We start from the raw sequence: 13,493 nt of genomic DNA, 5'->3' as shown, positions 1-13,493 counted from the left end.
ATCCCGTGGATATATATGCTACCAGACAAAATCAAACAAGTTATTCGCAAGGCCTATAAAGCGATTGGTGAAAACCTAAGTCAATTTAATCCTAGAAAACAACAAACATTTTTAATCGCTGAAATTGCCAAAACATTAGCGGGCGAATATGACAAATTACGTAAAATAATCGTTATAGAAGCAGGCACAGGTACGGGTAAATCACTCGCTTATTCACTAGGCGCTATTCCATTAGCCATATCACGACAAAAAACCGTTTGTATATCAACAGCGACGGTTGCCTTACAAGAGCAATTAGTCGATAAAGACTTACCCTTTTTAAAAAAGCACTCGGGCTTAAATTTTGATTTTGCCTTAGTCAAAGGTCGACAACGCTATGTTTGTCGCCATAAATTAACCAGCGCAGTGTCTGGGCAAGATAGCCCTCAAGCAGGTTTTACCTTTGCAGAAAAACCGAGTGATTATGAGATCAAGTTGCTTAAGCACCTAGCCGATGCGCTCAAAGAAAATCGCTGGCAAGGAGATCGCGATTCATGGGCCGATCCTATACCTCAGCATATCTGGCACATGATCCAGTCAGACAAGCATAGCTGTATTAAAGGACAAGCCGAGCATGATAATTGCCCATTTCATCGTGCCCGCGAAACTATGGACCAATGCCAAGTCTTAGTAATTAACCACAGTTTATTGTTAGCAGATTTAGAATTGGGCGGTGGTAAGATTTTACCTGCACCAGAAGACTGTTATTACATTATTGACGAAGCTCATCACCTGTCAAAGGTAACGCGTGACCACTCCAGTGCAAGCGTTACCTTAAAGGGAGCCCTTGACTGGCTTGAAAAAACCAAAGAGCTCGCAGATAAAATGGCCAAATTAATTAAATCGAATGCCGCTATATCTCCGTCGCTAAAACTTGCTGATGATTGTCAGGATACCATCACTGAATTACAGAAAGTGTTGCATTATATTGATAATAATCAGACCTTGTATTTTACCAACAATAGCCAAAATACTACTAAGTTTTCACAACAGAATGAGACAACGCTTTATCGTTTCGAAAACGGCATAATCCCAAAATTGCTCAAACATCAGGCACAGGATTTAACTGAGTTAAGCAAGAAATGCTTAACTCACAGTAACAAACTCTATAATTTATTAATTGAAGCGGTTAAAGATGGCGAATGTCAAAGTTACTTAGCCGAGCCCTTATTAGCTGAATCAGGCTTCATTATTCAGCGCTTGGAAAATTTTAATGCCTTGTGGGCAATGTATGATAAAAACGATAGTGAAAAAGGTGCGCCACTGGCAAGGTGGATGGAAAAAACACAGGGTAAACGAGATGATTATTTACTCTCAGCCTCACCAATCGAAGTTGGCTTTGCCCTCGAAGATATGTTGTGGTCAAAATGTGAAGGCGCCGTTTTATGCTCCGCCACCATTTTAGCGCTAAACTCGTTTGATTATTTTCGCCGTCAAGTAGGGTTAGGCAGTAATGATGGCAGCCAATATCAACAAGTGGATTCGCCATTTGATTATCAAAACAACGCTCAGTTGATCATCGCTAATATGAATAATGAGCCAAGCAGCCCACAATTTACCGATGAGGTGATAACTAAGCTGCCAGAAATCATCAAACAAGATAAAGCCACCTTAGTGCTATTTTCTTCATATTGGCAAATGGAACAAGTAGCTAAGGCATTAAGAGATAAACATAAATTAACTATTCAAGTACAAGGCGAACAATCAAGGCAATACATTATTGAACGTCATAAAAAGCGCTGTGATGATGGCAAGGACAGTATCATTTTTGGTACCCAAAGCTTTTCTGAAGGGTTAGATTTACCGGGTTCTTACCTCACTAATTTAGTGATCACAAAATTACCCTTTTCAGTGCCGACATCCCCAGTAGAAGAAGCGCAAGCTGAATATATCAGTGCTAAAGGTGGTAACCCCTTTATGTCGATTTCAGTCCCAGATGCTTCAAAAAAACTGGTACAAGCAACCGGAAGATTATTAAGAAACGAAAATGACACTGGCACAATCACGATCATGGATAAACGCTTGTTAACTAAACGTTATGGAAAAGATTTATTGAACTCTCTACCGCCTTATAAGATAGTCAAAGCAGCACGTTCATAAAGAAGGAAATGTTGATTGTTGTTCAGCAAGTGCGTTTATCAGTGATTGCTGCAATTGTGGAATGATTTCAGCCTTACTCTGATGAACATAATGATAACCTGTCAGCGACTGTAACTCGACTTTATCAAAGCCTTCTGTTTCGATTTGAGAGAAATTGCCATACCCTCGGATATCGACTGACAGAATATAATCTAAACGGGCAGAGTTCAGCATTTTACTTATCTGCTGTTCACGTGTGACTTCATAGGTACTCGCATTTTTCTTTTTCATAAATTCGGCAGAAATAGCAGAGCCTGAAATAGTGCCTATCAGCTTGCGCCTGTCATCAAGTACTGCTTTTGTACACTCCACTCCATGTTTACAAAATAGCATCAATGCCCCTTCTCCTAGGATTACAGGCACGCGAATAAACTCTGGGAGTACTTTTTCAACATGAAGATCCCTTGCCAATAAAGCATCGACATGACCAAGTTTAGCTTCGCTTATTCCCCTTCTTGGAGGAAAGTCTCTAAACGTAACCCGATAACCTATATCGCTATAGGCTTGTAACACCACCTTTTTGACCCAAACGATTAAGGGGTTGTCAGGTAACGAGCTGATCACCATAGATGGGTTGTTCGTTCCAGCCATAGCGCTGTTGACTGAGCTGATAAACAGTAAAAATAACAATAAACGCATCGCAATTTAATTCCTTGTAAAATACTGAACTAAAGTATAGCTTCAAAATGCGTTAATAGGCGCTAAAATGAACAGTTTTTAACCTAAGCTAACCGCTAGTCATCATTCACTGTAAGCTAAAACAAAAAAAGCCAAGGCTTAGCCTTGGCTCACACTCACTTTAATTGAAGCATCCTCCTTATTTTATTAATGATTACTGACTGTTTGTTGGTTGGTATCAGAAAGTCCTTTAGGTTGAAGTTTGATCACTACTCGTCGATCATAGAAACTTACTTGGCGTTCATTATTGGCAACCACAGGCGCTTGCTCTCCATAAGCAAAAAGATTAATTTTCTCTGCCTGAACCCCTTGCTCGATAAGCGCTTGCTTTACTGAGTTTACTCGGGCAATAGATAAGGCATGATTAAGCTCATCACTTCCCTGTAAGTCGGTATAACCTGATAAATCAACATTAAGATCTGGAGATTGCTTTAACAGTTTTGCTAGCGCTGCTATTTGTGGCTGATAATGGGCTTTTAGCTCACTTGAGCCGGTTGAAAATTGCAAACTCATTAACAAGTTTTCTGCCTGTAACTGGCTGGCAAGGTGTTGCTGCTGTTGCAAAGTTAACAACTCTTGTTGATACGTTTGTTCTGCACGCTTCATTTTCTGCTGATAATGAGTTAATGCCATTTGATGGTTTTGTTTTTCATTATCTAATTGCTCAACTAGTAGTTCCTTTTCATTGACCACATTAATGTGATTTGCCGTTAGCACTCCCACTACACTTGAAACGATTGCGCCAATTGGGCCTGCAACAACGGCACCGACAACTAAACCAGTGCCAAAGCCAATATTTTCATTGGTTTTCTTTTGTTCAGCCAATGTCGGCTGTTCATTTTGTTGTTCGCTAGTGTTAGCGTATACCGGACTTACCAATAGAGCCGACATTAATGACGTAATAGCGAAAGTTTTTCTCATGGTTCGAGTATTAATAGACATAGCATTTTCCTTTAAGTCAGTTTTCATTAAGTGAGTAGTTCACTGCACTTGTTTGATGAGATAATTAAAACAAAAGAAAAAGGCAGGTTAACGACGTAAAAAAGGCAATCTTCAGGTCAAATGTGGCAACAATATGGCAATTGATCAAAAAGCGCGATTTTGGCTAGTAATTTCGCTATAGTGCAAAAAATAATGAGATAAATGAGTAATAAGGTTTTGAAACGTATCGCTATCGTTGAAGATGAAGCCGCCATTCGCGAAAATTATGCTGATGTATTACGAGCGCAGGGCTACCAAGTGCAAACCTACGCAAATCGGGAAACAGCAACTCAGGCTTTTAAGATTAAACTGCCCCACCTTGTGATCTTAGATATTGGCTTAGAACAAGAATATGATGGCGGTTTTACCCTTTGCCAGTGGTTACGAGCTCAAAGTAGCACCTTGCCTATCATCTTTTTAACCGCAAGAGACAATGACGTTGATACCGTATCAGGCTTACGTATAGGCGCTGATGATTACTTAACCAAAGACATCAGCTTACCGCATTTATCCGCACGAATAGCGGCGTTATTTCGTCGTGAAGATGCCTGGCAAACCCCAACAAAACAAGACCAGTTATTATCAATCGGTCCTTTATCAATCGATAGTCAAAAAATGTTGATCTCGTGGCACAACAGTCCAGTTGAAATCACCATTACCGAATTTTGGATGGTCTATACCTTAGCAAAACAACCCGGACATGTGAAAAACCGACAACAACTGATGCAAGACGCTAATATATATGTTGATGACAGTACCATCACTTCACATATCAAACGTATCCGAAAAAAATTCACCCAAATTGATGCCAGTTTTGATTGTATTGAAACTGTCTATGGCATGGGGTATCGCTGGGTTCAAGACAATAATAAAACACAAGAACAGGTAAATGAAATTTAGATTTGGTCTACGTAGTAAACTACTGCTGTTATCCTCATTTTTAGTCGTGATCCCTTGGTTTGGCTATCAATATGTCTGGGAAATGGAAAAATATTTACGCTTTGGCCAAGAACAGACAATTCTTGGCACCGCCCGTGCCTTAGCAACCGCCCTGCATGAAAGACCTAAGCTTTTTGAGAATCAGGCCAGTTTTTTACCAAGTGTTGAAAAAGGCAAAGATCTATATGGCTATCAATTATCGCAACCGATTAAGCTTGATGGTCATTATCAGGACTGGCCAAATTTTCGGCAAAAAGCGCATTTTTATGGTATGGATAATTTAATTAGCGAACAAGCCAGCGCAGAATCATTAAAGCTTTCATTAAACTATACCGCGGCGGTTGGCAAATACGATAAGTACTTATACTTTTTTATTAATGTTACAGACAACAAAGTGATCATGCGTGATCGCAATGCCCTGAGCATCAATAAAAATGATCATATGGCGTTATCCTTTATTACTCCTGAAGGTGAGTTTCAACAATTTATCATCAGTAATAAACAACAAGGTTGGCTTGATGCTTTTCAAATTAACGGTGAAACTCAAGCCCCCATCACTGCTGCACCTTTTATTCAAGGCCAATGGCTCAATACCAACCAAGGCTATAACATAGAGTTTAGAGTGCCGCTGACCAAAATAAGCGACAATATTGCCTTTGCCGTATTTGATGTTGACGAGCCTTACGGTGACACAATAGCAACTATTGCCAGTGCTAACCCCAGTTCGGTAGAAACATTGGGCACCATTTTAGTCCCTTCACCCGAAATAGAGCGCATTGTTAAAGGCATGAGTTACACCAATTCAAGCATTTGGGTTGTTGATCAACATCGACGGGTATTAGCTAAAGCAGGCGATATTAAAAAAGCCAATGGTTTATGGCAGAAAAATATCAGTGAAGCACCTAGTGACAGCAGTTGGCATGCACAATTGAAGCGCTGGTTAAAACCACTGTTTAATCGACTACTCACCCAACCTCCTAAAGATTTTATCGATAAACTCTACGATGCCCAAAATCTAACTGGGCAACATATTGAATCTGCGCTAACTGGCAAGCCAATGTCACAATGGCGACTGACCTCTGACAATAAAGCTGTGATCTTAACTGCTGCTTACCCTATCTATTTTGGCAATAAAGTGCACGGTGCTGTCATTGTTGAAGAGACCAATAACGGCATTCGTACCGTCAGAAATCAAGCATTAGAAAAGTTATTTACTAGTATTTTAGCAATCATGGTATTTGGCATTTTAGCCTTTTTCTTTTTTGCCACTCGAATTTCAAGTCGCATCCGCGCGTTAAGAAATCAAGCAGAATTGGCAATAGATGAGCATGGCAGAATTAATAACATGATGACAGCATCCAAGACTAACGATGAAATTGGCGACTTGTCTCGAAGTTTTTCAACCGCGGTCAGTCGGTTAAGCCAGTACAACCATTATTTAGAGAACATGTCTTCACGCTTGTCACACGAATTGCGTACACCGATTGCGGTAGTCAGAACATCACTTGAAAATTTAACCATGCAGCAAAAGCCCATTGTGGGACAAGAATACCTAGATCGCGCACAAACTGGCCTCAACCGATTAAACTTAATATTAACTAATATGAGTGAAGCTACACGCCTAGAGCAGATGTTAAAAGCCACAGATAAAGCACCGTTTAATATGATTGAGGTACTTAATGGTTGTGTACAAGGCTACCAGCAAATATATCCTTCGATTAATTTTTGTATCAGCAACAGCATAGAAAAAGCGACGATCCTCGGTTCAGCCGAACACATTGCGCAATTATTAGATAAGGTGATCAGTAATGCGGTTGAGTTTAGTCAAGACCAGCAGGTGAATCTCAGTACAGAGATCAACCACAAGCAATTTTACTTACACATTAGTAATAATGGTATTTTATTACCGGAAAAAATGACCGAACAACTTTTTGATTCCATGGTGTCGATTCGTCCAAGCCAATACAATAAGCCTGATGATAAGAAGCCACACTTAGGGTTAGGACTATATATTGCGCGTTTGATCACACAGTTTCATTTAGGTGAAATCGTTGCCAACAATCATCATAACCCTCAAGGGGTGACCATTAGTATTAGTTTGCCACTCATGGATTAAACGCTTTATTCAATACCTATGTATTTGTGTACTTGGATCGAAAGGCGCCAATTATTGTCAATACAAGTTTGAATGGCTAATTCTGTTGCTCGCTTCTTCTGGCTGATCGGTTGTAAATACACAGGCGTTGCGTTTATGTGATGTAAGCTAAGAAGTTGTTTCAAATCATCAATATGTTGTTCGGTCGCAACCGGATGTTTAATTTCATTCGCCCGTTGCATGGCGCTTGTTAAAATAGGATAGCCCCCTTTCATATTGACTTTCGGTGAAACAGTGACCCAACACTTTTCAGTGGTTAAAATCTCAAACGTTCCCGATGTTTCAATCTGACAGCTATAGCCCGCTTGCTCTAACGTTTGGCATAGTGGCGTTAAGTCAACCATACAAGGCTCACCGCCTGTGATCACCACATGCTTTGCTTTAAAACCTTGCTCATTGATAACTTCAAGAATTTGTAATGGACTCAGTGATGACCAATGATCTGATTCTTGCGCTTTCTCTAACATTTGCTTAACAGGAATTTGATCGTCTAAACGCACTTCCCAAGTATGTTTTGTGTCACACCACGAGCAGCCAACGGGGCAGCCTTGCAGGCGAATAAAAATTGATGGTTGCCCAGTAAAAGCCCCCTCACCTTGAATAGTTTCAAATAACTCATTGATTTTAAAATTAGTGCTTGTCACTTTATGCTTTAGCCCGTTAAAAATTTACAGTAAAATGCGCAAGTTTTGTATTATACCCTAAAGAGCAACAAATATGAGTAATAAAGTCGTAGTAATTTATTCCGGTGGCATGGACTCGTTCACTGTATTAAATCGCGCAGTAAAAGACGGTAAACAAGTATTCGCCTTATCATTTGATTACGGTCAGCGTCATGTCAAAGAACTAAAATGCGCAAGCTCTGTTTGTCAATCACTCGCAATACCACATAAAGTCATCGATATTTCAGCTATCAACGAATTATTAGCGGGTTCATCATTAACCGATGATATTGACATCCCTGAGGGTCACTATGAAGCGGAAAACATGAAATCAACCGTGGTGCCAAATCGCAATATGATTCTACTATCACTGGCTGTTGGCTATGCCGTTTCAGTAGGTGCAAGCCAAGTATATTATGGAGCGCATTCTGGTGATCATGCCATTTATCCAGATTGTCGACCTGAATTTGTCAACAAGATGAATGATGTTTGTCAAATAGCCAATTATGAAGCGGTCGAAATTTTTAGCCCTTATTTAAATGTGACTAAAACCGATATTTTGACTGATGGCTTGAACATGGGTTTAGATTACAGCAATACGTGGACGTGTTATAACGGCAGAGAAAAAGCATGCGGTAAATGTGGTGCTTGTCAGGAAAGATTAGAAGCTTTTCGCGATAATAAAAGCGTTGATCCTTTAGCTTACGAGAGTGAAAACAACAGTTAATGGATCATAAGCGGTCAAACAGTTGACCGCTTCTATTTACTTTTACTAACTAATGCGCAAACAAATTACGATGTAGCTTTTCTACCGCTTCATTGGCCTGCTGTTCTTCCACTAAGAAACACAGATTATGCTCACTCGCCCCTTGACAGATCATTCGAACATTAATGCCCTGTAAGGTATCAAAAATGCTGGTACCCACGCCATTGGTACGGTGAATATTATTACCAACAACGGCGATCAATGATAGGCCATGTTCAACCGATACTTCACAAAGCTGCTCTAATTCTTCAAGCACGTTAGAGTTAAGCAATGCTTGCATCGAACCGGTCGGGTTATCAAACGTCATAGCAACACTGATCTCTGAGGTAGTGATCAGATCAACACTCAATTCATGTTTAGCCAAGACCGCAAACACTTTTGCTAGAAAACCACTGGCATGTAACATGGCTGGGCTTTTCACTGTCACTAAAGTTTGTTCTCTACGCAAAGCAATTGAGCGATATGTCGGTTTTGACTCAACACTTTGTTGTATTAACGTGCCGCCCTTTTCAGGTTCTTTGCTCGAGCCAACAAAAACAGGAATATTTTGACGCATTGCCGGGATCAACGTAGCTGGATGCAAGATTTTTGCACCAAAAGTTGCCATTTCAGCCGCTTCGCCAAAACTAATTTCTTTAATTGAGCGCGCTTGATCGGTAATACGAGGATCTGTGGTAAAAATTCCAACCACGTCAGTCCAAATTGCCAAATGATGCGCACTCAGTGCTTCTGCAAGTAATGCCGCACTATAGTCTGAACCACCACGACCTAATGTAGTGGTATCTCCTTGCGCATCTTGGCCAATAAAACCTTGAGTTACAATAACTTGCTCAGTTAATTTAGGCGCTAAGAATTGTTGTGCATGTAGTTTTAGTTGTTCAAGATCAACCACTGCTTGCCCGAACAGACTATTAGTTTTCATCACTTGGCGAACATCAAAATAAGCACCTTCGACGCCTACTTGTTGAAGCACTTTAGCAAAAATACGTGAGCTCATTTGTTCACCAAATGACAAAATAGTATCTGCTACCTTAACACTGTAATCTTGCCCTTGCTGGCGAGCAACATCTGCTAACTCAACTAATAATTGATGTATCTCATGAGTTAGTAGTTCATCATTTAGATGCGCTAAAATATTATGTTGAATATCGCTGATCTGGGTAATAATTGCTTGTTGTTCACTTGCATCAACCTCAGCTTGGCTTAAACGTACTAATAAATTAGTCACACCTGAGCTTGCTGATACCACGACTAAACGATTAGTGGGATCATTTTTAATAATGTCAGCACAACGCAACATCGCCGCATAATCTGCGACACTGGTACCACCAAACTTGGCAACGGTTAACTGATTTAACGACATAAAGCCCCCTGCGAATTAGTGGGTATATTGTCTGAGTTACATTCTAATGTAACGAATAACATCTGATAGGTCTCCCTAATTGTCATATCAATGACATAAATACAAAAGGAAGAGCATGACTGAAGGTAATATCGTCTATCTTAACGAGGAGAAATACTTTTCAGCCAGAAGCTCTCCACCCAAGTCTACATAACAACTTGTGTTAGTAGCGGTGACAATCCCAAGGATTCAACCTTAGTGACCGAGCCAGTTATGCCACACATAAACAAGCCCTCGGCACTAGTCCCCCTCAATAATAATCATTGGAATGTGGTTCCCATTATTATTTACCTGGCTAATGCACCTCTTCTGGTGTGTAAATGTAAACTTTTTAAAATTTGAGTAAATAGTCTAATTCACAACAAGGCCATTAAACCTGAGTCATTATGAAAAATCAAGTAAAAATTTCCTACGTGTATCAACACTTTTATTCAACATACTACTGTTAACACATGCCATATTTGTTAACATGCTATTTTTGAGAATTACGTCGGTAAATCATGGATTTATTTTTATTAAAAAAGATACTTGGCTTTGTGATCATGCCGCTAAGTATTATCTCGCTTTTATTAATATGCGCATTACTCTTGTTCTCAACACGTCCTAAAGTCAGCTTTAAATGCTTACTAACCGCGACTGCTATTTTGTTATTATCATCCACTGGCTGGGTTGCTGACCGATTAATTCTACCATTAGAAAAGCAATATCCCGCCTATACTAATCAACTAACACAGGTGGATTACATCATTGTTTTAGGTTGTGGTCACGTCTCTGATAACGCCATTCCAGCCACAGAACAATTATTCACTTGTTCATTAGAGCGATTAGTTGAAGCCCTGCGCATTTTTAAACTGCACCCTGAAGCACAAATCATTACCTCTGGCGCTGCTTTTAGTAATCAAGAATCAAATGCTGAGAAAGTGAAACAAGCCGCTGTATTATTGGGCATTCCTGAGCACAAAATTATGGTCGAAAGTTTTCCAAAAGATACCGAGGAAGAAGCTGAATTAATCGCACCAAGAGTAATAGGCCGTAACGTTATTTTAATCACTAATGCCGATCATATGCCTCGTGCTGTGAATTATTTTCAACAACAAGGAGTCAGTGTTACTCCCGCTCCCGCGAGTTTTTATGTCAAAGATTTTAACGGCGATAAAAACTGGAGTTACTACTTGCCGCAAAGTAGCAATTTAGTACAAACTACCACGGCATGGTATGAAACCATTGGACTATTTGTCCAATGGTTAAAATCTTGGTGGTAAATCACCTAGGCAGGATTATCGATATCAATAAATTTGGCATTTATTGATAAGTTCTCATCTAGATGCTCGGCAAGTGCTTTAGCTCCATAACGCTCAGTGGCATGATGCCCTGCTGCAATAAAGTGGATATCCATTTCTCTTGCCACATGCGTTGTTTGTTCAGATACCTCACCTGAGAGAAAAGCATCGATCCCTTGTTCAGCTGCTAATTCAATATATGATTGTCCGCCGCCACTGCACCAAGCAATGGTTTTAATCGTTTTATTAGAAGGCGGTGCAATGTGTAATGGTGTTCGCCCTAATTGCTTATCAATACGTTTTACCAAATCACTGGCAGTCAACGGACTTGCAAATTGTCCCTGCACGGCAACACTTAACGGATTACCCATTTCTAATGGTCCGGTCATTTCAATATCAAGTAACTTAGCAAGTTGCGCATTATTTCCTAATTCAGGGTGGATATCTAAAGGTAGGTGGTATGCAAACAAGTTAATGTCATTGGCTAATAACGCTTTGATCCGTTGATGTTTCATGCCCTTGATCACGTATGACTCATTTTTCCAAAAATAACCATGGTGAACAATGATTGCATCGGCTTTTTCACTGATGGCCTGCTCTATTAACGCTTGAGTTGCTGTAACACCAGTAATAATTTTTTCTATATTATCTGTGCCTTGGATTTGTAAACCATTCGGACAAAAGTCTTTTACTAATTCTGGTTTAAACAAATGCGATAAATAATGTTCTAATTCATTTCGTTTCATAAACTGTCTTTCTATTGATTATGTTTTCTTGATGAGTTCATTGGAGTCACGTTGGCTGGCGCAAGTTGTGCCCTTAACTTCCATTTCGGCTTGATCGGCGTTAACGGTAACACGCGTTTTTTTGCCACAATAACATACACAGACCCTAAATTGGGTAAATAACGCTGAGCAAATGTCTCCCAATGTCGTCCTATGACTCCCTGATTAACTTCATGAGCTAATGTGGAATGCAAACAACGCTCATCCATTAATATTTCATAGCCCATTAAATGCAGCCAATCCTTAACACGCATCGCTGAGAAAAAACGTTCGTTCCAAGGGCGTTGCTGTCGTCTATAGGGAATAAAGCTATTTAATCCGGCTAAGCTTAACGGGTTATAACCTGTTAATACTAAATAGCCATTGGGGATCAATACACGATTTGCTTCTCGGATCACATGATGAGGATCAAGTGAGAACTCCAGCACATGGCTAAGCACACAAACATCAACGCTGTGTTCAAATATTGGTAAATCATCTATTTCTGCAAATAAAGTGCTGGACGATAAAGCATTTGCTTGATGCTTCTCTGAGACTGTCACTTGGTGCTTAATCGGACACAATTGGCTATCAAGATAACCACTTAACGCACCAATTTTAAGTAAATGATAACCAAAAAACTTAGGCCACCAAGGCGCCAATAAGCCATTAATTTCTTCTCGGATCAATCCGCCATTAGGCAACTTCTCCCAGTTTGAGGGTGAGTTGGGCTGTTTAAAGGCAAGGGCTGGTTTCATTGATAGGTAATTTTTATCTAAATCAGTATAATAACACTATAACTATATTGAGGATGATTTATGTCGCAAAGTCAAATAATAAATAGCGTTTCTATCACGCCGATCAAGGCTTTTTCTGATAATTATATTTGGGCAATTCAATGTGGTAATAATAATCACTTGGCACTTGTTGACCCAGGTGATGCACAAGTTTGTATTAAGTATATCGAGCAACATCAATTAACATTATCGACAATACTCATCACACATCATCACGCCGATCATACTGGTGGGATCACCGAATTAGTTGACTACTGCCATACGAAGCAATGGCCGATACAAGTTTTTGGCCCTCATAATGATGCCATTCCTGGGATAACAGACAAAGTAGCAGATGGAGATAAAATATCATTAACGGACTTTGATCTCATTTTCGATATATTGGCACTACCAGGACACACCTTAGATCATATTGCTTATCACAGCGATTCATTATTATTTTGTGGTGACACCCTATTCTCCGGTGGCTGTGGCAGATTATTTGAAGGTAGTGCCGAGCAAATGTTTCAATCGTTAACTAAATTAAAACAACTCCCCGAACGGACCAAAGTCTATTGTACGCATGAATACACCAAGGCAAACCTCACTTTTGCCTTAGCTGTTGAACCGAGTAATCCAGAATTGATCGACTACTACAATCGTGTGTCAAATTTAACCCAAGCAAACAAGCCATCATTACCTTCTTCGCTTTATTTAGAGAAAAAAATCAACCCATTTTTACGTACAGATAGCGGCGAGATAATAGCAAGTGCGCAAGTCTATGCCGATAAAAATTTACCAACAGAAGTAGCTGTCTTTGCCACAATTAGACAATGGAAAGATAACTTTTAAATAAAAGATGAAACCGGTAATTACATGGCCGAAAGTGTTGAATCATCATGTTATTCAAGT

The 13,493-nt window shown here is 39.8% G+C and carries 12 protein-coding genes and 1 riboswitch; of the genes, 6 read left to right on the top strand and 6 right to left on the bottom strand.

All coding sequences use genetic code 11. The features are described 5' to 3' along the window. Window positions 1-15: 15 nt before the first annotated feature. Window positions 16-2,139 carry an ATP-dependent DNA helicase DinG gene (gene dinG, locus IV514_RS12675; RefSeq protein ID WP_206485634.1) on the top strand — a complete coding sequence of 708 codons (2,124 nt, stop codon included), beginning with the start codon at window positions 16-18 and terminating at the stop codon, window positions 2,137-2,139. On the opposite strand, the gene IV514_RS12670 is transcribed toward dinG, so the two are convergent. Both IV514_RS12670 and pdsO read right to left on the bottom strand, forming a co-directional pair. Then, entirely contained in the window at window positions 2,134-2,817 is a 684-nt protein-coding gene (locus IV514_RS12670; RefSeq protein WP_206485633.1) for a hypothetical protein, read from the bottom strand. The two genes, dinG and IV514_RS12670, sit on opposite strands and share 6 nt — an antisense overlap. 186 nt (window positions 2,818-3,003) lie before the next feature. Then, on the bottom strand, window positions 3,004-3,798 hold the full coding sequence (gene pdsO, locus IV514_RS12665; RefSeq protein ID WP_206485632.1) for a sortase-associated OmpA-like protein PdsO: 795 nt from the start codon (window positions 3,796-3,798) through the stop codon (window positions 3,004-3,006). Between the two features lie 216 nt (window positions 3,799-4,014). On the opposite strand from pdsO, the gene pdsR reads away from it, so the two are divergent. Together pdsR and pdsS are read left to right on the top strand one after the other, a co-directional pair. Continuing rightward, window positions 4,015-4,737, top strand: a complete 723-nt coding sequence (gene pdsR / locus IV514_RS12660) for a proteobacterial dedicated sortase system response regulator (protein WP_206485884.1) — start codon at window positions 4,015-4,017, stop codon at window positions 4,735-4,737. Beyond that, on the top strand, window positions 4,727-6,892 hold the full coding sequence (gene pdsS, locus IV514_RS12655) for a proteobacterial dedicated sortase system histidine kinase (RefSeq protein ID WP_206485631.1): 2,166 nt from the start codon (window positions 4,727-4,729) through the stop codon (window positions 6,890-6,892). Before pdsR ends, pdsS begins: the two co-directional genes overlap by 11 nt. A 5-nt stretch (window positions 6,893-6,897) precedes the next feature. On the opposite strand, the gene queE is transcribed toward pdsS, so the two are convergent. Then, window positions 6,898-7,575 carry a 7-carboxy-7-deazaguanine synthase QueE gene (gene queE / locus IV514_RS12650; protein ID WP_346776925.1) on the bottom strand — a complete coding sequence of 226 codons (678 nt, stop codon included), beginning with the start codon at window positions 7,573-7,575 and terminating at the stop codon, window positions 6,898-6,900. Window positions 7,576-7,648: 73 nt separating this feature from the next. On the opposite strand from queE, the gene queC reads away from it, so the two are divergent. Then, a complete protein-coding gene (gene queC, locus IV514_RS12645; protein ID WP_206485630.1) occupies window positions 7,649-8,320 on the top strand; it encodes a 7-cyano-7-deazaguanine synthase QueC in 672 nt (223 codons plus the stop codon). A 49-nt stretch (window positions 8,321-8,369) separates the two neighbouring features. Here the strand turns inward: queC and lysC are convergent, their stop codons facing one another. Next, complete coding sequence (gene lysC, locus IV514_RS12640) at window positions 8,370-9,722, bottom strand: lysine-sensitive aspartokinase 3 (protein WP_206485629.1); 1,353 nt, start codon at window positions 9,720-9,722, stop codon at window positions 8,370-8,372. Between the two features lie 160 nt (window positions 9,723-9,882). Beyond that, a riboswitch (Lysine riboswitch) is annotated at window positions 9,883-10,078 on the bottom strand. 183 nt (window positions 10,079-10,261) lie between these two features. On the opposite strand from lysC, the gene IV514_RS12635 reads away from it, so the two are divergent. Further along, window positions 10,262-11,023 carry an ElyC/SanA/YdcF family protein gene (locus IV514_RS12635; RefSeq protein ID WP_206485628.1) on the top strand — a complete coding sequence of 254 codons (762 nt, stop codon included), beginning with the start codon at window positions 10,262-10,264 and terminating at the stop codon, window positions 11,021-11,023. A 5-nt stretch (window positions 11,024-11,028) separates the two neighbouring features. Here the strand turns inward: IV514_RS12635 and IV514_RS12630 are convergent, their stop codons facing one another. Together IV514_RS12630 and IV514_RS12625 are read right to left on the bottom strand one after the other, a co-directional pair. Then, window positions 11,029-11,787, bottom strand: coding sequence for a Nif3-like dinuclear metal center hexameric protein (locus IV514_RS12630; protein ID WP_206485627.1), 759 nt, complete (start codon window positions 11,785-11,787; stop codon window positions 11,029-11,031). An 11-nt stretch (window positions 11,788-11,798) separates the two neighbouring features. After that, the gene (locus tag IV514_RS12625) at window positions 11,799-12,563 is read right to left on the bottom strand and encodes a class I SAM-dependent methyltransferase (RefSeq protein ID WP_206485626.1); all 765 of its coding nucleotides are present in this window, start codon (window positions 12,561-12,563) and stop codon (window positions 11,799-11,801) included. A gap of 60 nt (window positions 12,564-12,623) precedes the next feature. Here IV514_RS12625 and gloB point away from each other — a divergent pair, with 60 nt between their 5' ends. Next, window positions 12,624-13,433, top strand: a complete 810-nt coding sequence (gene gloB / locus IV514_RS12620; RefSeq protein ID WP_206485625.1) for a hydroxyacylglutathione hydrolase — start codon at window positions 12,624-12,626, stop codon at window positions 13,431-13,433. Window positions 13,434-13,493: the final 60 nt, after the last annotated feature.

Origin of the sequence: Thalassotalea sp. G2M2-11, from assembly GCF_017168195.1 — a bacterium.
In the GTDB taxonomy this organism is placed as follows: Bacteria; Pseudomonadota; Gammaproteobacteria; order Enterobacterales; family Alteromonadaceae; genus Thalassotalea_E.
This window is presented reverse-complemented; position numbering and strand designations above follow the sequence as displayed.

What these genes read in the sequence shown, in the direction of transcription:
- queC (WP_206485630.1), top strand. Translation starts at nt 7,649, where the DNA reads ATGAGTAATAAAGTCGTAGTAATTTATTCCGGTGGCATGGACTCGTTC.
- pdsO (WP_206485632.1), bottom strand. Translation starts at nt 3,798, where the DNA reads ATGTCTATTAATACTCGAACCATGAGAAAAACTTTCGCTATTACGTCA.
- IV514_RS12670 (WP_206485633.1), bottom strand. Translation starts at nt 2,817, where the DNA reads ATGCGTTTATTGTTATTTTTACTGTTTATCAGCTCAGTCAACAGCGCT.
- pdsS (WP_206485631.1), top strand. Translation starts at nt 4,727, where the DNA reads ATGAAATTTAGATTTGGTCTACGTAGTAAACTACTGCTGTTATCCTCA.
- IV514_RS12635 (WP_206485628.1), top strand. Translation starts at nt 10,262, where the DNA reads ATGGATTTATTTTTATTAAAAAAGATACTTGGCTTTGTGATCATGCCG.
- IV514_RS12630 (WP_206485627.1), bottom strand. Translation starts at nt 11,787, where the DNA reads ATGAAACGAAATGAATTAGAACATTATTTATCGCATTTGTTTAAACCA.
- dinG (WP_206485634.1), top strand. Translation starts at nt 16, where the DNA reads ATGCTACCAGACAAAATCAAACAAGTTATTCGCAAGGCCTATAAAGCG.
- IV514_RS12625 (WP_206485626.1), bottom strand. Translation starts at nt 12,563, where the DNA reads ATGAAACCAGCCCTTGCCTTTAAACAGCCCAACTCACCCTCAAACTGG.
- lysC (WP_206485629.1), bottom strand. Translation starts at nt 9,722, where the DNA reads ATGTCGTTAAATCAGTTAACCGTTGCCAAGTTTGGTGGTACCAGTGTC.
- gloB (WP_206485625.1), top strand. Translation starts at nt 12,624, where the DNA reads ATGTCGCAAAGTCAAATAATAAATAGCGTTTCTATCACGCCGATCAAG.